At 69.4% G+C, this 18,432-nt stretch carries 17 protein-coding genes; 10 read left to right on the top strand and 7 right to left on the bottom strand.

The genetic code is table 11. From position 1 onward, the window contains the following. Positions 1-80: 80 nt before the first annotated feature. From NS220_RS20285 to NS220_RS17365, 6 genes are all read right to left on the bottom strand, one after another. Positions 81-236, bottom strand: coding sequence for a hypothetical protein (locus tag NS220_RS20285; RefSeq protein ID WP_193755411.1), 156 nt, complete (start codon positions 234-236; stop codon positions 81-83). Positions 237-334: 98 nt separating this feature from the next. Further along, a complete protein-coding gene (locus NS220_RS17385; RefSeq protein WP_058625248.1) occupies positions 335-2,029 on the bottom strand; it encodes a sensor histidine kinase in 1,695 nt (564 codons plus the stop codon). Positions 2,030-2,159: 130 nt separating this feature from the next. Further along, a complete protein-coding gene (locus NS220_RS17380; protein ID WP_013585852.1) occupies positions 2,160-2,852 on the bottom strand; it encodes a response regulator transcription factor in 693 nt (230 codons plus the stop codon). 69 nt (positions 2,853-2,921) lie between these two features. Then, entirely contained in the window at positions 2,922-4,571 is a 1,650-nt protein-coding gene (locus NS220_RS17375; RefSeq protein ID WP_058625247.1) for a DNA repair helicase XPB, read from the bottom strand. A 46-nt stretch (positions 4,572-4,617) separates the two neighbouring features. Further along, the gene (locus NS220_RS17370) at positions 4,618-6,339 is read right to left on the bottom strand and encodes a helicase-associated domain-containing protein (protein WP_058625246.1); all 1,722 of its coding nucleotides are present in this window, start codon (positions 6,337-6,339) and stop codon (positions 4,618-4,620) included. A gap of 2 nt (positions 6,340-6,341) precedes the next feature. After that, on the bottom strand, positions 6,342-6,608 hold the full coding sequence (locus tag NS220_RS17365; RefSeq protein ID WP_058625245.1) for a hypothetical protein: 267 nt from the start codon (positions 6,606-6,608) through the stop codon (positions 6,342-6,344). A gap of 107 nt (positions 6,609-6,715) precedes the next feature. Between NS220_RS17365 and NS220_RS17360 the strand changes: the two genes are divergently transcribed. Both NS220_RS17360 and NS220_RS17355 read left to right on the top strand, forming a co-directional pair. After that, positions 6,716-7,099 (top strand): cold-shock protein, encoded by a 384-nt coding sequence (locus NS220_RS17360; protein WP_013585856.1) that lies wholly within the window; start codon positions 6,716-6,718, stop codon positions 7,097-7,099. Next, complete coding sequence (locus NS220_RS17355; protein WP_058625244.1) at positions 7,083-7,685, top strand: DUF3027 domain-containing protein; 603 nt, start codon at positions 7,083-7,085, stop codon at positions 7,683-7,685. Before NS220_RS17360 ends, NS220_RS17355 begins: the two co-directional genes overlap by 17 nt. Before the next feature lie 54 nt (positions 7,686-7,739). On the opposite strand, the gene serC is transcribed toward NS220_RS17355, so the two are convergent. Beyond that, positions 7,740-8,861, bottom strand: coding sequence for a phosphoserine transaminase (gene serC / locus NS220_RS17350; protein ID WP_058625243.1), 1,122 nt, complete (start codon positions 8,859-8,861; stop codon positions 7,740-7,742). 99 nt (positions 8,862-8,960) lie between these two features. Between serC and NS220_RS17345 the strand changes: the two genes are divergently transcribed. From NS220_RS17345 to NS220_RS19865, 8 genes are all read left to right on the top strand, one after another. After that, complete coding sequence (locus tag NS220_RS17345; RefSeq protein WP_058625242.1) at positions 8,961-9,659, top strand: metal-dependent transcriptional regulator; 699 nt, start codon at positions 8,961-8,963, stop codon at positions 9,657-9,659. Positions 9,660-9,926: 267 nt separating this feature from the next. After that, positions 9,927-10,841: a M23 family metallopeptidase gene (locus NS220_RS17340; RefSeq protein ID WP_242864664.1), complete on the top strand. Its 915-nt coding sequence runs from the start codon at positions 9,927-9,929 to the stop codon at positions 10,839-10,841. A gap of 345 nt (positions 10,842-11,186) precedes the next feature. Then, the gene (locus NS220_RS17335) at positions 11,187-11,684 is read left to right on the top strand and encodes an HNH endonuclease (protein ID WP_058625241.1); all 498 of its coding nucleotides are present in this window, start codon (positions 11,187-11,189) and stop codon (positions 11,682-11,684) included. 70 nt (positions 11,685-11,754) lie between these two features. Beyond that, positions 11,755-12,312, top strand: a complete 558-nt coding sequence (locus tag NS220_RS17330; protein WP_058625240.1) for a cysteine hydrolase family protein — start codon at positions 11,755-11,757, stop codon at positions 12,310-12,312. A 109-nt stretch (positions 12,313-12,421) separates the two neighbouring features. Continuing rightward, positions 12,422-13,138, top strand: coding sequence for a hypothetical protein (locus NS220_RS17325; RefSeq protein WP_058625259.1), 717 nt, complete (start codon positions 12,422-12,424; stop codon positions 13,136-13,138). Continuing rightward, positions 13,138-14,682: a DNA polymerase Y family protein gene (locus NS220_RS17320; RefSeq protein ID WP_058625239.1), complete on the top strand. Its 1,545-nt coding sequence runs from the start codon at positions 13,138-13,140 to the stop codon at positions 14,680-14,682. The genes NS220_RS17325 and NS220_RS17320 overlap by 1 nt, the downstream gene beginning before the upstream one ends. A gap of 57 nt (positions 14,683-14,739) precedes the next feature. Then, positions 14,740-18,153, top strand: a complete 3,414-nt coding sequence (locus NS220_RS17315) for an error-prone DNA polymerase (RefSeq protein ID WP_058625238.1) — start codon at positions 14,740-14,742, stop codon at positions 18,151-18,153. 57 nt (positions 18,154-18,210) lie between these two features. After that, a partial coding sequence (locus NS220_RS19865; protein WP_153004349.1) for a DUF2510 domain-containing protein occupies positions 18,211-18,432 on the top strand: 222 nt, incomplete at its 3' end.

Genomic DNA, 18,432 nt, shown 5'->3' with positions numbered 1-18,432 from the left:
CGCGTTTCATCACGTCACGACAGCGGGAGGCAGACGTCGGTGACGAGGTCGGCCTCGGTGACGCGGTCGGGCGTCGACAGCTAGACGTTGAAGGCGCGCGCGGCCAGATCGTCGCCGCTCCGCGGCCTCAACGACTCCGCGGCCATCCGAGCGTTGATGAGGTCGTGTGCCTGGCTGATCTGGTCGTACGAGCCCCGGACGCGCGCGACGAGACAGCCGCGTGCCGGCAGCTCCACGACGCGCAGAGGCTCCTCTGCCCGTGCTCCCGACCGATCGTCATGAGCGTCGAGGTCTCGGCCATGGCTTCATCGTGGCCCGTGACATCGTGTCAGGGTCAAGCGCCCCGTTCCGCCGTGCCCTTCGGGGCTTCCTCGGGTCGATAGTCCGCGGGGAGTCGATCCAGAGGCTGCGTCTCGATCAGCGCGTGCTCCTGCGCGTCACGACGATCGGCCAGGGGAAGAGAGACCCGGAAGGTCGCGCCGCCGCCGGGGGTGTCGACGACCTCGACCTTGCCGTGCAGGAGATCGACGATGGATGCCACGATCGACAGGCCCAGGCCTGACCCGCCGGTCTCGCGCGTACGCGAGGTGTCTGCTCTCCAGAACCGCTGGAAGATCTGGTCGCGGATCTGCTCGGGCACGCCGTCGCCGTGGTCGATGATCTCGATCCACCCCATGTCCGCATCGGCATCCACTCCCACGCGCAGACCGATGGGGGAGTCGTCGGGGGTGAACCGTCGTGCGTTTCCGAGGAGGTTCGTCACCACCTGGCGCACCTTGTTCTCGTCGCCCAACACGACCGGAGCAAGGCGCGGCGACGTCCGAATCGAGCCCGTCGCCGGTTTCGGGGTGGAGGCGACTTCGGTGGACGGCTCGGTCGCGGAGGTGTCGCCCGCCTCCCGCGAGCGGCGCCGGAGACGAGAAAGGGTCGCTCCCGCGATCGCCATCGCCGAGGTGGTCGGGGCGGCCCGCCGACGGCTGCCGGTGCCCGTGGCATCCGCGTTCGGGAAGACCTCGAGGCTCATCACGGGCAGCACCAGCTCGTTGCGACTGGTCGTGTCGTCCACCGTGACCTCGCGCTGCGGTGAGGTCACGCGCAGGTCGAGGGCGGCGTCGCGCGCGATGGGTCGCAGATCGATCGCGGTGATGCTGACATCGCGGCGCTCATCGAGCCGGGCCAGTGCCAGGAGGTCCTCGACGAGGGCACCCATGCGGATCGCCTCTTTCTCGATCCGTTCCATCGACTGGGCGACGTCCTCATCCGAACGGATGGCGCCCATGCGGTAGAGCTCCGCGTAGCCGCGCATGGTGACCAGGGGCGTCCGCAGTTCGTGACTGGCGTCACCGATGAACCGCCGCATCTGCCGCACGGTGGCATCCCGCTGCCCGAGAGCCCCGTCGATGCGCGCGAGCATGGCGTTGATCGCGGTCTTCAGCCGACCGACCTCGGTGTCCGGGACGATGTCGGTGAGGCGCTGGCTGAAATCGCCCGCGGCGATGTCCATCGCGGTGGTCTCGACCTGGTTGAGACTGCGGAAGGTGAGTGTGACGAGCCAGCGGGTGAGCAGTGCGCTGGCGATCAGGATCAGAAGAGCGACGAAGCCGTAGATGCCCACGTAGGCCGCGACGATCCGGTCGGTCGGCCCGAGCGGTTGAATCACCATCTGCGTGTACGAGCCGCTGTTGGGCACTTCGAAGAGACCCACTCGAGCGATGAAGTGCTGACCGGTGACCGGATCGTCGAGGTCGATGCGCTTGTCGAGCTGCGTGTACGTCTGCGGGGTGGTGAAGGTGTCCGGCAGCTGCGGGGTCGCCTTTGTGGACGTGCCGTTGAAGAACGCCTCGCGCTGACCGTCCGCGTTGTAGACCACGACCATCGAGCCGATCTGCGGGGCGTTCTCGACGGGGGTGAAGGCCATCTTCCCGTCTTGCGTGGTCGTCGTGAAGATGGTGTCCGCGATGTTGCCGGCGGCCTGCTGCGCGAGCTGTTCGTCGAGATTGTTCACGAGGGTGGTGCGCAAGAACACCATCGTGCCGATCCCCGCCGCGAACAGCCCGACCGCGAGGAGCGTGACGGTGACGCCGGTGACCTTCGCCCGCAGGCTGAGGTGGCGCCACCAGCGCGTCAGGGCATCGTCGGTATGCAGGAGGAGACTCCGCTCAGACGGTCTTGCCCGACTTCAGCATGTAGCCGAAGCCGCGCTTGGTCTGGATCAGCGGCTCGGAGGAGTGCGGATCGATCTTGCGACGCAGGTACGAGATGTAGCTCTCGACGATGCCGGCGTCGCCGTTGAAGTCGTACTCCCATACGTGGTCGAGGATCTGGGCCTTCGACAGCACGCGGTTCGGATTCAGCATGAGATAGCGCAGGAGCTTGAACTCGGTGGGGCTGAGGTCGATCGAGACGTCGCCGACGCTGACGTCGTGCGTGTCCTGATCCATCGTGAGCTCGCCGGTGCGGATGATCGACTCTTCGTCGGCCTGCATCGTGCGGCGCAGGATCGCCTGGATGCGGGCGACGATCTCGTCGAGGCTGAACGGCTTGGTGACGTAGTCGTCACCCCCGGCGTTCAGGCCCATGATCTTGTCTTCGGTCTCGTCCTTGGCCGTGAGGAACAGGATCGGAGCGGTGTAGCCGGCGCCGCGCAGGCGCTTGGTGACGCTGAACCCGTTCATGTCGGGGAGCATCACGTCGAGCACGATGAGGTCGGGTTCCTCTTCGAGCACGGCGGAGATCGTCTGCGCGCCGTTCGCCACGGCTCGCACCTGGAAACCGGCGAAGCGGAGGCTCGTGATGAGCAGATCGCGGATGTTCGGTTCGTCGTCCACGACGAGGATGCGAGGAGCTGTCATTCCCTCATTATCGTGACTGCACCCAGCAATGTGCTGGATATGGAACGGAAAGCCGTGCCCTGGTATGTCTCAGGCGGCCTCGGCGTCGATCCCGTCGGCATCCAGAATCGTGTAGGCGTAGCCCTGTTCGGCGAGGAATCGCTGACGGTTCTGTGCGAAATCCTGGTCCACGGTGTCGCGCGCGATGAGCGTGTAGAAGCTCGCCGTGTGGTTCGACTGCTTCGGCCGGAGCAGGCGTCCGAGACGCTGCGCCTCTTCTTGTCGTGAGCCGAAAGATCCCGAAACCTGGATCGCGACGGATGCCTCGGGGAGATCGACCGAGAAGTTGGCGACCTTCGACACGATGAGCAGCGAGATCTCGCCGACCCGGAACGCCTGGAACAGCTCTTCGCGCTCGGCGACCGGGGTCGCTCCCGTGATCTTGGGCGCATCGAGCGCCTCGGACAGTTCGTCGATCTGGTCGAGGTACTGACCGATGACGAGGATGCGCTCGTCGGGGTGCCGTTCCACCAGTCGTCGGACGACGTCGATCTTGGCGGGGGCGGTGGCCGCGAGCCGGTAGCGATCTTCGTCGGCGGCGGCGGCGTACTCGAGCCGCTCGTACGCCGGGAGGTCGATGCGCACCTCGTAGCAGGCGGCGGGCGAGATGAAACCCTGGGCCTCGATCTCTTTCCAGGGCGCGTCGAAGCGTTTGGGGCCGATGAGGCTGAAGACGTCACCCTCTCGTCCGTCCTCGCGGACGAGCGTCGCGGTCAGGCCGAGGCGGCGTCGCGCCTGCAGGTCGGCGGTGAGCTTGAAGACCGGTGCCGGCAGAAGGTGCACCTCGTCGTACAGCACCAGACCCCAGTCGAGCGCGTCGAGAAGGGCGAGGTGGGCGTACTCTCCCTTCCGCTTCGCGGTGAGGATCTGGTAGGTCGCGATCGTGACCGGCTTGATCTCTTTGACCTGGCCGGAGTACTCGCCGATCTCCTCGGGGGTGAGGGAGGTGCGGCGCAGCAGCTCGTCTCGCCACTGCCGCGCACTGACGGTGTTGGTGACGAGGATCAGGGTGGTCGTCCGCGTCTCGGCCATCGCTCCGGCGCCGACGAGCGTCTTCCCGGCACCGCAGGGCAGGACCACGACGCCCGAGCCGCCCTCGGAGAAGGAATCGACGGCCTGGCGCTGGTACGGCCGCAGGCTCCAGCCGTCTTCGGCGAGGTCGATCGGGTGCGGGGTCCCGGGGGTGTACCCGGCGAGGTCTTCGGCGGGCCAGCCGATCTTGAGCAGCTCCTGCTTGATGTGCCCACGTGCCCACGCATCGATCAGATACGTGTCGGGGGTGGGGTGACCCACGAGCAGCGGAGAGATGCGCTTGTTGCGCGAGACCTCTCCGAGCACCGCCGGGTCGGTCGAACGCAGGACGAGAGCGTTGTCGTCGTTGCGCTCGATCACCAGGCGTCCGTAACGGTTCACGGTCTCGCGGATGTCGGTGCTCACCGACGCGGGCACGGGGAAACGCGACCACCGATCGAGGGTCTCGAGCATCGCGTCGGCGTCGTGACCGGCGGCGCGGGCGTTCCACAGGCCCAGGCGCGTGATGCGGTAGGTGTGGATGTGCTCGGGTGCGCGCTCGAGCTCAGCGAAGACCGCGAGCTCATGCCGCGCCGTCTCCGCCTCGGGGTGTGCGACCTCGAGGAGGACGGTGCGGTCGCTCTGCACGATCAAGGGGCCGTCAGCCATAGCGATCGATTCTACCGGGGTCGCGGCACCCGGGCTTCACGCGCCGTCACTCGACGGGCACGATCCCGTCGATGTGCGACAGCGGCAGCGTGCGCTCGACGTCGGCGCCGCGGTCGCGACCGCGAAGTCGTCCTCCGCCCAGACCGGTGGCTTCGAGGCGGAAGACCCGTGTCGAACCGTCCGGTAGCCGCACGCTCACGTCGATCACCGCTCGTGCGCGCACGGCCTGGTCGAGCTCGCGTTCGAGCCAGGCGGCATCCGAGTCCTCTCCTCCGGCCCGCACGCGCGTGATCAGCGGGGCGTAGGTGTCGAGGGGGTCCGACGAGAGAGCGGTGTCGGCGAGTCGGGCTCGTTCGAGGGTGCGGGGCGCTCCATCGGCGTCGATCGCGACGGCCGGGTAGTGCGCATCCGTGAGCGCCCAGAAGACGACGTCGGCGGCGACATGAGACTCGAGAGCGTCCTCCGTGCGGGTGAGGGCGACCGAACGCAGCGACTGGTCGACCTCCATCGCCTGGAGGAGGGTCGGATCGGTCGTGGTCACGCGGGTCAGCCGCGTCTCGGGGTCGCTCTCGACGCGGACGCGTCCGTGCTGCGCGGACGTGCGCTCGATGACGTACTCAAGCGGCTGCGGAACGCCCGTGAGCGACAGCTCGGTGAGAAAGGCGCGCAAGGATTCCGCGGTCTCGCCGCTGGTGATCGCGGCGCCGATCGTCGCGGCGCTGAACCGGTAGCTCGACGCCTGAGCGCGTGACTCGCGCGTCGCCATGCCGCGGAGGCGCACATCGAGGTGCGGGGCCAGCGGTCCGGGGGCGATCGCCGTGAGGTCGTTCTGCAGGTACACCCGATCCACCTCGGGCGGAAGCAGATCGCGCAGGGCCGAGACGTCCTCGTCGTCGCCCGCCGCCAGTCCCGCGCTCCAGGGCGGGGTTTCGCCCGCCGCGTCGATGAGGCCCCAGGCCGAGAACCGTGCGCGCCACGTCGCCGCACGCTCCGGGCCCGCAGGGTCGAAGGGGAGGGCGTCGGCCCACTGCGCGCTCGGGATCCACCCCGCCTCGGCCGTGCGGTACGCCCGCGGCAGGGCGTCGCGCAGAGCCCGCGCGGTGCTCTGCCACCGTTCGAGGGTGGGCAGGCGCAGCCACGTCCGACCGGCGGCGGTGACCAGCCACGCCCGCCCGGTGCTGCCCAGCAGACCCACGGATGCCGCGATCCCCACGAGCAGATCCGCTTCTTCCGGGGTCTCCACGGCGCCCGCGTCGACCAGCCGCCGACGTTCCGTCGCCCCGAGGGAACCGGAACCGATCCGACCGAGGGGCGCTTCCAGGGTGAGCAGCAGGACATCGGCCAGCGCGGCGGCTTTCGTGAACGCGGCTTCGGCGGCGGCATCGGAGGCGGCGGCTCGATCAGGGTGGGGGGCCGTGGCATCCGGGAGCTTCTCGGGGAAGGTCTCGCTCACGATCGTCGCGACGGACGCGTAGACGACACCGTCGTCGCGGATCAGGGCGCGCCCGACGAGAGGGGCCCGGGCCTCCGGCGGGACGGGAGCCTCGTTCGACACGGCCGACACGAGGGCAGCCGCCTCGGCCCGGGTCAGCGGGAGGAGCGCGCGGGCGATCGAGGCGGGATCGAGCAGAGCGTCCGCGGCGTCGAAGGTGTCGCGCCAGGTCGCGGAGGGGGAGACGTCACGTTCGGCGAAGAGGCGGGCGAGATCTTCGTCGGCCCGCGCGCTCAGCGAGACCGCCAATGCGCGTTGGTCGGAGGTCTCGGGCACGGTCAACGTCCCTTGTTCGCCCGTGCCCTCCGCACGAAGCTCATGATGAGCACAGCCACGAGGCAGGCGAACGCGACCGGGGGTGCGATGTAGAGGAGAACGCCGACCGTCGGCCAGATGCCGGTGCTCATATCGGCCTTGGCGCTCGTGCCGATGATGATCGCGAAGAAGCTGACGACGGACAGGATGAGCAGACCGAGCGACATGAATGCCAGGATGCGATCGACGCGGCGGATCGGAACGTCGCCGTCGGGAGTGCGTGTGCTCATCGCGCTCAGCCTACTGCCTGGCGCGCGTGGCGTAGGCTGAAGGGCCGGGATCCGTTCGGGTCCCGGGTTTCACCGCGCGTCCGCGCACGTCTTTCAGCGAGGTTTCCATGCCCACCGGCAAGGTCAGGTTCTACGACGAAGAGAAGGGCTTCGGCTTCATCGCCACCGATGACGGCCAGGACGTGTTCCTGCACGCCACCGCCCTGCCCGCCGGGACCCCTGCGCCCAAGGCCGGCACCCGCCTGGAGTTCGGTGTCGCCGACGGCAAGCGCGGGCTTCAGGCGCTGTCGGTGCGCGTCCTCGAAGCGCCGGTGAGCATGGCGAAGCGCTCGCGCAAGCCCGCCGACGACATGGCGATCATCGTCGAAGACCTCGTGAAGCTCCTCGACGGCATCGGCGGCGACCTGCGTCGCGGTCGCTACCCGAGCGGCGCGCACGCGAGCAAGATCGCCGCGGTTCTGCGCAAGGTCGCCGATGACTTCGAAGCCTGAGCAGCCGGTCGACGAGCGACTGCTCCACGCCCACGACCTCGCGCTGAGTGCTCTGCACGAGATCACCCCGGCCGACACCGTCGGCCCGCCGGCCGACTACCTGCTCGAGGACGGCGGGGTCGTCTCGCTGCGGTTCCACACGCGACTGCTCGGCTACCCCGGGTGGTACTGGACGGTGAGCGTTGCCGTGGTCGACGACGCCGAGCCGACCGTCCTCGAGGCGGAGCTCATGCCCGGTGAGGGAGCCCTGCTGGCACCGGACTGGGTGCCCTGGGCGACCCGCCTGGCCGACTATCAGGCGGCCCAGGCCGCAGCGGCCGAGAGCGACGAGTCCGAGGACGACGAGGATCTCGACGACGAGGACGACCTCGACGACGACGATCTCGACGACACCGAGGACGACGACGCCGAAGACGATGACGCGGACGACGAGCCGAAGGCGCGATTCCACGCCGGCGACCTCGACGGCGTCGACATCGACGAGTTGGACGAGGAAGCCTCCGACGAGGAAGCCTCCGACGAAGACGACACCGACGAAGACGACACCGACGTCGACGACGAGGACGAGCACGAACGCAGCTACTGATCTCTGCACGAGAAAGGCCGTCCCGCGCGATGCGGGACGGCCTTCGTCGTCTGATCAGGCGCCGGGCAGGTGCTCGATCGTGTAGTCGATCGCGCCGATGAGGCGGCGGACGTCCTCGGGCTCGATGGAGACGAACGTCGCGACACGCAGCTGGTTGCGGCCCAGCTTGCGGTACGGCTCCGTGTCGACGATGCCGTTGGCGCGGAGGCTCTTCGCGATCGCGGCGGCGTCGATGCTGTCATCGAAGTCGATCGTCACGACCACGGGGGAGCGGTCTGCCGCGGCGGCGACGAACGGGGTCGCCACCGTGCTGGCATCCGCCCAGTCGTACAGCGCCGAGGACGACTCGGCGGTGCGGGCACCGGCCCATGCCAGGCCGCCGTTGTCGAGGATCCAGCCGAGCTGATCGTCGAGCAGGAGCAGCGTCGCGAGCGCCGGGGTGTTGAGCGTCTGCTGCAGGCGCGAGTTGTCGAGCGCGTTCTTCAGGCTCAGGAACTCGGGGATGTAGCGGTCGGACGCGGCGATGCGTTCGATCCGCTCGATCGCCGCCGGCGAAACGGCGGCGTACCAGAGTCCGCCGTCCGAGCCGAGGTTCTTCTGCGGAGCGAAGTAGTACACGTCTGCCTGTGCCACATCGAAGTCGATGCCTCCGGCGGCGCTCGTCGCGTCGATGACCGTCAGGGCGCCCGCATCGCCGTGGACGCGCTCGATCGGTGCGGCCACGCCCGTCGAGGTCTCGTTGTGGGGCCAGGCGTACACGTCGACGCCCTCGACCACCTCGGCGCCCAGACGGGTCCCAGGTTCGGCGCGACGGACGTCGGGGGCCTGCAGCCACGGGGCCTTCGCGGCGGAGGCGAACTTGCCGCCGAACTCACCGAAGACGAGATTCTGGCTGCGGTTCTCGATGAGGCCGAAGGCGGCGGCATCCCAGAAGGCGGTCGACCCGCCGTTTCCGAGGATGATCTCGTACCCCTCGGGGAGGCGGAACAGCTCGGTGAGGCGCTCGCGCGTGCTCGCGACGAGGTTCTTCACGGGAGCTTGGCGGTGCGACGTACCCAGGATGCTCGCGCCACGGGTGACGAGAGACTCGAGCTGCGCTCCGCGCACCTTCGAGGGGCCGCATCCGAAGCGGCCGTCGGCGGGCAGGAGGTCGGTGGGGAGTTCCACGTGCGGCATGGGCTCGATTCTAGGGCGCGGGGGAGAGGCATCCGGAGTCTGTGTCGGACGGGGTCGGTAGGCTGTCCTTACCAGCCGCGCGACGCCGAGGACTTCTGAATGACCGATCTGATCGACACCACCGAGATGTATCTGCGCACGATCCTCGAGCTCGAGGAAGAGAACATCGTGCCGCTGCGCGCGCGCATCTCCGAGCGTCTCGGGCATTCCGGGCCCACCGTCTCGCAGACCGTGGGCCGCATGGAACGCGACGGTCTCGTCGTGGTCTCCGAGGACCGCCGCCTCGAGCTCACCGGCGACGGTCGGCAGAAGGCCGTCGACGTCATGCGCAAGCACCGTCTGGCCGAGCGTCTGCTCAGCGACGTGATCGGGCTGGATTGGGCCTACGTGCACGACGAGGCCTGCCGCTGGGAGCACGTGATGAGCGAGCAGGTCGAGCGCCGCCTCGTCGAGCTTCTCGGGCACCCGACCGAGTCGCCCTACGGCAACCCGATCCCCGGGCTCGACCAGCTGGGCGACGTCGCGAGTTCGACGTTCGAAGAGGGCGTCGTGGGCCTGGTGCGCAAGCTCAACGACGCCGGCCAGCCCATCACCGGCACCGTCCGCCGTCTCGCCGAGCCCGCTCAGGTCGACCCCGAGCTGCTGCAGCAGCTCAAGGCGGCCGGAGTGCTGCCGGGCGCGAAGGGTGATTACCGCTTCAACGAGGGTTATGTGCTGGTGCAGATGGAGGGCGTCGACGAGGGGCTCGAACTGCCCGTCGAGGTCGCTTCGCACATCTTCCTCGTCGACGAGGCCTGAGCGCTCCGCCTGATTTCGCGGCGTGCGCGCGCTGTTTCGCCTTCTGGCCACCCCGCCGAGCATCTCCTGTGCACGGTGGCCCGTGCGTGACTTGTTCGTTATCTTCGGGTAGCCTCTGAGGGTCCACAGGCGAGAAGCCCGCCGTCGGACCCCTCGCGGTTTGCCTCCCCGGCTCGTCGTCCGCAGAGGGTGAAGCCCGCACATCGTGCCCCCAATCGAGTGCTGACGAGCCAGCGTTCTTCGGGACGCAGAGGCGCCGGAGGAAATTTGGCTGAACACACCGATCCCGTCGACGACCGATCAGAGGTCTCCGCGACGGGGCAGACCCGAAAGAGTGCGCGCGCAGCGGTCGCCCGACCCGCACGCCGGACTGTTCGACCCACCGCTCCCGCGGCGTCCCCGGTTCCCCGGACGGCTCCGCCCGCCCGCTCGCTCCCCGCGGCGCGCCGTGGCGCGAAGCCGCTGCGCAGCGCCGTGATCCTGTCGATGGTGGCGGGCCTGGTCGCCACGGTCGCGATTCCGGCCTACGCGGCGACGGTGCCGACCGCGAACACGATGACCCTGGGTGAGATGTCGGCTCCCGACAACCAGTCGATGGTCGTCGCATCCGACGTCGCCAACGAGACGCTCGACCGCAGCAGCTACTCGGCCACCACCGCCGAGGAGATCCAGAAGAAGAAGGATCAAGAAGCCGCGGCAGCCGCCGCCGCCGAGCGGGCCCGTCAGTTGGCCGCCAATGCCGGCGCGTCGCTGTCGAACATCGACCTCAACATGACCGCGCCCGGTTCGGGAGAGGTGCGCTGGCCCCTGACGAGCTACGTGCTCGGTCGTGGTCTGTGGGACTCCGGTTACCACCAGGGCGTCGACCTGCTCGCTCCCGGTGGACAGCCCATCTTCGCCGCCGCCGCAGGCGTGGTGAGCACCTCGTCGGAGAGCTTCGGCGGCTACGGTGTGGGCATCGTCATCGAGCACGTCATCAACGGCCAGAAGGTTTCGACGACCTACGGGCACATGACCTACGGCAGCCGTCAGGTGCAGGCGGGCGACACCGTCGCCGCGGGCCAGCTCATCGGCCTCGTCGGCTCGACCGGAAGCTCGACCGCCAACCACCTGCACTTCGAGGTGCACATCAACGGTCAGGTCGTCGACCCCTACGCCTGGCTGCAGCAGAACGCCGGCTGACCGCTTCTTCCACGACACGGCGTGTCGGAGACGACTGTTCTCCGACACGCCGTTTCTTGTTTCCTGATTTCGCGGAGCCGGGTGCGTCGCTCGTGGGTTAGCCTGTCAGCGACGTTGGGAAGAACCGGAGGGAAAAGCCGATGGACGCCAGGCCTCGCATCCGCACCATGGATGCGCTCGGGCTGCTCGTTCTTCGGCATCGTATGTTCCGGATGCCGCGGTCTCACCGTGACTCCTGAGGCGCTGTCTGTCTGGACAGCGCCTTTTTTCATACGCCTGCGCACCTTCCTCGCGTCGCGAGTCGAACATCCGAGAAGCCGTCTCGGCCATTCGAGAGGAAACCTCATGCGTACTCTGGTGCTGAATGCGGGCTACGAACCGCTCGCCGTCGTGTCGTTCAAGCGGGCGCTCGTGCTCGTGATGAACGAGAAGGCCACCGTCGTCGAATGCGTCGACGAAGACCCGGTCTGGGCGGCGAGAGGAACCTACGATCGCCCGGCGGTGATCATCCTCACCCGGTACATCCGGGTGCCGGGGGCGCGCCAGGTGCCCGTCACCCGAAGAGGGGTGCTCCGCCGCGATGCGCACCGGTGCGGATATTGCGGCAAGACCGCCTCGACCATCGATCACGTGCTGCCGCGTTCGCGCGGGGGCAAGGACACGTGGGAGAACCTCGTGGCCTGCTGCCTGCGGTGCAACAACGTCAAAGGCGATCGCACGCCGCAGGAGATGTCGTGGGAGCTCCAGATCATCCCGGCACCTCCGCGGGGCTCGTCCTGGACGGTGCGCGGAGTCGACAAGAGCGACCCGCGGTGGGAGCCGTATCTCGCGCTCGCCGCGTGAGAGCGTTCCCGCCTCGGTGACCGGCTGTCTCAACGGTCGCGATGTCGGCGGTCGGTGATGGGATGGGGGCATGACACGTGCTCTGATCGTCATCGACATGCAACGGGGTTTCGACGACCTCGCGTTCTGGGGTCCCACGACCAATCCCGACTGCGAGGCCAACGTCGCCGCTCTCCTCGAGCGATGGGCGGAAGCAGGCGAACCCGTCGTCATCGTCCGCCACGACTCCCCGAACCAGGGGTCGCCGTTGCACCCCTCCGCGCCGGGTAATGCGCTCGTGGCCGCGGTGGCGGCTGCCCGACCCGACATCCTGGTGAGCAAGAGCGTGAACTCGGCGTTCTACGGCGACCCCGACCTGCAGGCCTGGTTCGAGGAGCGCGGCATCCGGGATCTGGTGATCTGCGGCATCCAGACGAACATGTGCGTCGAGACGACCGCGCGGATGGCAGGGAATCTCGGGTACGACGTCACCGTCGCTCTGGATGCCACCCGCACGTTCGACCTGACGGGCGAGGTCGCGGGGATCGGGGTGGTCAGCCGCACGGCGGCGGAGCTGATGGCCGACACCGCCCTGGTGCTGCAGCAGGGCGGATTCGCGCGGATCGCGAGGACGGTCGACCTGCTCTGAGGGGCGGGGGAGCGCTCGCCGAGGCGATGTCGGAGGTAGATCGTATCTTCGAAACACGGGGATTGAGAGTGTAGAACACATGTTCTAACCTGTGGGAGTGAGGGCGATCGTGCGAGACCAGGTGCAGGCGGTGCCCGACGTCCATACGCTGCGCGAGAAGCTCGAGCGCATGCAGGGGCGGCGGATGGACGCCCCCGTACTGCCGACGCACCCCGCGTTCACCTCGCTGCTCCCCGGTGGCGGGCTGCGTTCGGGCTCGGCTTACGCGGTCGCTCGGTCGGCGTCGCTTCTGCTCGCGCTCATGGCGCGTCCGTCGCAGGACGGGGCCTGGTGCGGGGTGATCGGCATGCCCGAGCTGGGAGCGGAAGCCGCAGAGAAGTACGGGCTCGACCTCGATCGACTCGTCTTCATCCCGGACCCCGGGCCGCGGTGGTTGGCGGTCACGGCGACGATCGCGGAGGTGCTGCCCGTCGTCGCTGTCCGCCCCCCGCACGGGGCGAACGCGGCGCGTGGGGGCGCCGAGGCCACGCGGCTGGCGGCGCGTCTGCGTGACCGGGGGACCGTCCTGCTGGTGCAGGGGTCGTGGCCGCAGGCCGAAGCGGTCATCGATGTCGCCGACCCGCGGTGGACCGGTGTGGGGCAGGGGAGCGGGTATCTGGCCGGCCGTGAGCTGACGGTATCGGTGAGCAGCCGTCGCTCCCCGAACGCGCGACGGGCGCGCATGCTGTTGCCCGCGGCGGACGGCACGATCGAGTTGCTCGGTGCCCCCGCCGAACGTCTCGTCCCGCGCACGTCTGAGACGTACCGCACCCGGGCGGTGGGCTGATGCAAGCTCCCACGCGCAGCCTGGTGCTGTGGTTCCCCGACTGGCCCATCACGGCGTTCTCCCACGAGGCGTCGTCGCCCCCGCGCGACGATGCGCCCGTCGCGGTGTTCGCCCACAACGTCGTCGTCGCCTGCTCGGCCGCCGCTCGCGCACAGGGGGTGCGGCGGGGGCAGCGTCGCCGCGACGCCCAGGCTCTCTGTCCCACGCTCGTGGTGATCTCCGCCGACCCTGTTCGCGACGCCCGGGTCTTCGGTCCCGTGGTCGCGCGCATCGAAGACCGCGCGCCGGGGGTGCAGATCGTCCGTCCGGGTCTCTGCGCCCTGCGGGCTCGAGGGCCCGCGCGCTACTACGGCGGTGAAGCCGAGGCGGCGCGCGTCCTCATCGACCTCCTCGCCGCCGAGGGTTTCTTCGGGGTGCGCGCGAGCGTCGCCGACGGGATCTTCACCGCGGGTCTCGCGGCCCGTGCGGCCTCCTCCGAGGATCCCGTGCGGGTGGTGCCGGCCGGTGAGGCCGCTCCGTTCCTCGCTCCACTGTCGGTGGTGGCCCTCGACGACGAGGAGACGGCGAGTCTGCTCGCCCGACTCGGCGTCCACACCCTCGGAGCTTTCGCCGCGATGCCCGTCGAACGGGTGCAAGAGAGGTTCGGTCCGCGCGGGGTGCGGCTGCACGCCCTGGCCGGGGGACGCGACTCCCGGCCCGTCGAACCGCGGACTCCGCCACCGGAGTTGCACCGCGACGTGGCGTTCGAGCCGCCGCTCGATCTCGCCGACCAGGTCGCCTTCGGTGTGCGCGTCGCGGCTGAGGAGTTCATCGCCCATCTCGGTGCTCAGAACCTCGTCTGCACGGAGCTTCGCGTCATCCTTTCGGGCGAGCGCGGAGAGCGCAGTGAGCGCGTGTGGCTGCATCCCGGTTCGTTCGACGCGGCCGCGGTCGTCGACCGTGTGCGCTGGCAGCTCGCTGAGGACGGCCAGGGCATCTTCGGCAGCGGGGTGGCCGGGGTTCACATCGAGCCCGAGGCCGTCGACGAGGCCGCGCATCACCGCAAGGGCCTCTTCGGGGCCGGCCCCGACGAACGAGTGCATCACGCGCTTTCCCGTGTGCAAGCCATGCTCGGCCACCGCGGAGTGGTCACGCCGACGATCGGCGGAGGGCGGTGGCTCGCCGAGCGCCAGGTGCTCGTGCCGTGGGGGGACCGGGCGGTGACGGCCAAGGACCGGGCCCGTCCCTGGCCGGGCAGCCTGCCGGATCCTCTCCCGGCGACCGTCTATCCCGAGCCACGACTGGTGGAGGTCACCGACATCGCCGGGGCACCCGTCACGGTGGGGGAGCGCGACGCGCTGAGCGCCCCACCCGCGGTGCTCGTCACGGGCGAGCAGCGCCGCCGCATCCTCGAGTGGGCAGGCCCCTGGCCGATCAGCGAACGAGGATGGGACCCCCTGCGCCGACGTCGTGCGCATCGGTTCCAGGTGGTCGATGCCGACGGGGGCGCCTGGCTGCTCGTGGTCGAAGAGGGCGAGTGGCGGGCGGAGGGACGCTATGACTGAGTCGGATGCCGGGGGCTCACGCGTGGTGGGTCCTCCCGCCGGAGCGGGGGTGCCCTGATGGGGTGGAACAACCCACCGGTGAAGTGGTCGGAGCTCGAGCGTCTGCTGAGCGATGCGCGGCGTCCGACCGGCACCCCGCCGAACGGCGACGGCGGCGACAGTCCGGCGTGGTCGCACAAGCGCGGGGCCTATGTTCCTCCGTCGATCGAGCGACCGGCCGACGCGGTGCCCTACGCCGAGCTGCACGCGCATTCGTCGTATTCGTTCCTCGACGGCGCCTCCTCACCGGAGGAGCTCGTCGAAGAGGCCGAGCGCCTGGGTCTGCACGCGCTCGCGATCACGGACCATGACGGGTTCTACGGGATCGTGCGGTTCGCCGAGGCGGCCGAGGCTCGGTCGGTGCACACCGTGTTCGGGGCGGAGCTCTCGCTCGAGCTTCCCGCGCCCCAGAACGGAGAACCCGATCCCGTCGGATCCCACCTGCTCGTGCTCGCCCGGGGAGAAGAGGGATACCACCGTCTCGCTGCGGCGATCACCCATGCGCAGCTCACGGGAGCCGAGAAGGGCCGCCCGGTGTACGACCTCGCCGAGCTGTCGGAGCGTTCCGGCGGTCCGGGCGATCCGCACTGGGCGGTGCTCACCGGATGCCGGAAGGGGGCCGTGCGACAGGCCCTGACATCCGAGGGGCCGGCGGCGGCCGCCCGGCAACTCGATGCGCTCGTCGACCTGTTCGGGGCCGAGGCGGTGTTCGTGGAGTTGATGGACCAGGGCAACCCTCTCGACTCCCGCCACAACGACGTGCTGGCGGGGCTCGCCGCGGAGCGCGGATTGCCGATTCTCGCGACCAACAACGTGCACTACGCCGTTCCGCAGAAGGAGCTGCTCGCGGCCGCCGTCGCCGCCGTGCGGGCGAACCGCGGTCTCGACGAGCTCGACGGGTGGCTCCCCGCCCATGCCGGTGCGCACCTGCGCTCGGGAGCCGAGATGGCCGCCCGGTTCGCCCGCTACCCGGGTGCGGTGGCGCGCACCGTCACTCTCGCCGACGAGCTGGCCTTTCCCCTGCGGCGGGCCAAACCCGCGTTGCCGAAGCAGGCCGTGCCCGAGGGTCACACGCCCATGTCGTGGCTGCGGCACCTCGTCTGGGAAGCCGTGCCGCGCAAGTATCCGAACCTCTCCGACGACGATCGTGACCGCATCGAACGCGAGCTCGGCGTCATCGAGATGAAGGATTTCCCGGGGTACTTCCTCATCGTCTACGGCATCGTGGCCGAAGCTCGGCGCCGCGGCATCCTGTGCCAAGGGCGTGGATCGGCCGCCAACAGCGCGGTCTGCTTCCTGCTCGACATCACCGCGGTCGACTCGATCTTCTACCGGCTGCCGTTCGAGCGCTTCCTGTCGAGCCTGCGCGACGAGGAGCCCGACATCGACGTCGACTTCGACTCGGATCGACGCGAAGAGATCATCCAGTGGGTCTACGAGACCTACGGGCGCGAGCGCGCGGCGCAGGTCGCCAATGTCATCCAGTACCGACCGAAGAACGCCGTGCGCGATATGGCGCGTGCGCTCGGGCATTCCCCGGGGCAGCAGGATGCGTGGTCGAAGCAGGTCGAGCGGTGGGGAGCGACGCTCGAGACCGGGGCCGACCACGACATCCCCGATCAGGTCATCGAGTTCGCGTCCGAGTTGTTGAAGGCGCCCCGGCATCTCGGCATCCATTCCGGGGGCATGGTGCTCACCGATCGCCCGGTGGGCGAGGTCGTGCCGATCGAGCACGCGCGCATGGAGAACCGCACGGTGATCCAGTGGGACAAAGACGACGCCGCGTGGATGGGGCTGGTGAAGTTCGATCTGCTGGGGCTCGGCATGCTCGCGGCCCTGCAGTACTGCTTCGACCTGATCCGGGAGGCCACGGGTGAGGTATGGGAGCTGTCGACGCTGCCCAAAGAGGAGAAGGCCGTCTACGACATGCTGTGCCGGGCCGACTCGATCGGGGTCTTCCAGGTGGAGTCGCGGGCGCAGATGGGACTGTTGCCGCGGTTGCAGCCGCGGAAGTTCTACGACCTCGTCGTGCAGATCGCGCTGATCCGGCCCGGGCCCATCCAGGGCGGGGCGGTGCATCCGTTCGTCCGGCGCAAGCTCGGGCAGGAGGAGATCACCTACGTGCACCCCAAGCTCGAGCCGGTGCTGGAGCGCACAATGGGGGTGCCGGTGTTCCAGGAGCAGCTCATGCAGATGGCCGTCGCCGTGGGCAACTGCACCGCCGAAGACGCCGATCTGCTCCGGAGGGCCATGGGGTCCAAGCGCGGGCTCGAACGGATCGACTCGCTGCGCGACAAGCTGTACGAGGGCATGGCCGAGAACGGCCTGGTCGGACAGGTCGCCGACGAGCTGTACGCGAAGATCCAGGCGTTCGCGAACTTCGGGTTCGCCGAGTCGCACTCGCTGTCGTTCGCGCTGCTCGTCTACGCGAGCTCGTGGATCAAGCTGCATTACCCGGCGGCCTTCCTCGCGGGACTGCTCCGGGCGCAGCCGATGGGGTTCTACTCGCCGGCGACGCTGACCGCCGACGCCCGCCGACACGGGGTTCGCGTGCGCCGACCCGACCTGCTGCGCTCGGGGGTGGAGGCGGGGGTGGAACCGCTCGGCGACGCGGAGGAGCATGGCCCCACCGGCCTCGAGGCGTGCGCCGAGGCGCATCAGCCGCCGACCGGGGAGTTCGACCGGTCGGCACCCGACGAGACCGCCGCGCACCGCCGGGACGGGGCTTTCGCGGTGCGGCTGGGGCTCGCGGGAGTCACGGGGATCGGCGCGAACGTGGCCGAGCGTATCGTCGCCGAGCGGGAGCGGGGCGGCGCGTACCGCGACATGCGTGATCTCGTGCGGCGGACGGGACTGATCACCGCGCAGCTCGAAGCGCTCGCGACCGCGGGGGCGTTCGAAAGCCTCGGTCATTCCCGGCGGGAGGCGATCTGGCTCTCGGGTTCCGCGGCCCTGGACCGGCCGGAGTTCCTGCCCGACTCCCTCGTGGCGGTGCAGCCGCCGCTGTTCACCGACCCGACGAGCTACGAACTGCTCGCCTCCGATCTGTGGGCGACGGGGCTGTCCACCGACGACCATCCCCTCACGCACTTCCGATCGGCACTCGACGCGCGGGGTGTTCTCACCTCCCGCGAACTGCAGAGTGCCGAGACCGATCGGCGCGTCGAGGTGGCGGGGCTGGTCACGCACCGTCAGCGTCCGGCGACGGCATCCGGAATCACCTTCCTCAACCTCGAAGACGAGCACGGCCTCATGAACATCATCTGCTCGGTGGGGGTGTGGAATCGGTACCGTCGCATCGCGCGCGAATCTCCCGCGCTCATCGTGCGGGGAATGCTCGAGCGCTCGGTCGAGGGCGTGACGAACGTCGTCGCCGACGGGTTCACCGACCTCCGCGTGGGGGTCTCGCATGCCTCCCGCGACTTCCGGTGACCGTGAACCCGCTCACTAGACTCGGGGGACTCGCATGAACCGCACGAGGGGACGACCATGACCGACACGCCCACTCCGCCCGAGGGCTGGTATCCCGATCCTGCCGGAAGCGGCGGCACGCGCCGCTGGGACGGCTCCGCCTGGACCGACGACGTCCGCCCCTCCGACGATGCACACGGGGAGGCCGCGCACGCGACCCCGGCCACGAGCACGCCCGAGCAGACGCCTCCCGCCGCGCATGCCGCGCTCGCGGACGAGTCTGCGCCGGCGTCTGCTGCG

This window comes from Microbacterium testaceum (genome assembly GCF_001476655.1).
In the GTDB taxonomy this organism is placed as follows: Bacteria; Actinomycetota; Actinomycetes; order Actinomycetales; family Microbacteriaceae; genus Microbacterium; species Microbacterium testaceum_C.
The sequence above is the reverse complement of the archived record's forward strand: the minus strand, read 5'-3'. Positions and strand labels throughout refer to the sequence as shown.

Coding starts and splice junctions, on each gene's coding strand:
- NS220_RS17375 (WP_058625247.1), bottom strand. CDS start 4,571: ATGGCTGACGGCCCCTTGATCGTGCAGAGCGACCGCACCGTCCTCCTC.
- NS220_RS17320 (WP_058625239.1), top strand. CDS start 13,138: ATGCAAGCTCCCACGCGCAGCCTGGTGCTGTGGTTCCCCGACTGGCCC.
- NS220_RS17360 (WP_013585856.1), top strand. CDS start 6,716: ATGCCCACCGGCAAGGTCAGGTTCTACGACGAAGAGAAGGGCTTCGGC.
- NS220_RS17385 (WP_058625248.1), bottom strand. CDS start 2,029: ATGGTGTTCTTGCGCACCACCCTCGTGAACAATCTCGACGAACAGCTC.
- serC (WP_058625243.1), bottom strand. CDS start 8,861: ATGCCGCACGTGGAACTCCCCACCGACCTCCTGCCCGCCGACGGCCGC.
- NS220_RS17345 (WP_058625242.1), top strand. CDS start 8,961: ATGACCGATCTGATCGACACCACCGAGATGTATCTGCGCACGATCCTC.
- NS220_RS17335 (WP_058625241.1), top strand. CDS start 11,187: ATGCGTACTCTGGTGCTGAATGCGGGCTACGAACCGCTCGCCGTCGTG.
- NS220_RS17365 (WP_058625245.1), bottom strand. CDS start 6,608: ATGAGCACACGCACTCCCGACGGCGACGTTCCGATCCGCCGCGTCGAT.
- NS220_RS17330 (WP_058625240.1), top strand. CDS start 11,755: ATGACACGTGCTCTGATCGTCATCGACATGCAACGGGGTTTCGACGAC.
- NS220_RS17315 (WP_058625238.1), top strand. CDS start 14,740: ATGGGGTGGAACAACCCACCGGTGAAGTGGTCGGAGCTCGAGCGTCTG.
- NS220_RS17380 (WP_013585852.1), bottom strand. CDS start 2,852: ATGACAGCTCCTCGCATCCTCGTCGTGGACGACGAACCGAACATCCGC.
- NS220_RS17355 (WP_058625244.1), top strand. CDS start 7,083: ATGACTTCGAAGCCTGAGCAGCCGGTCGACGAGCGACTGCTCCACGCC.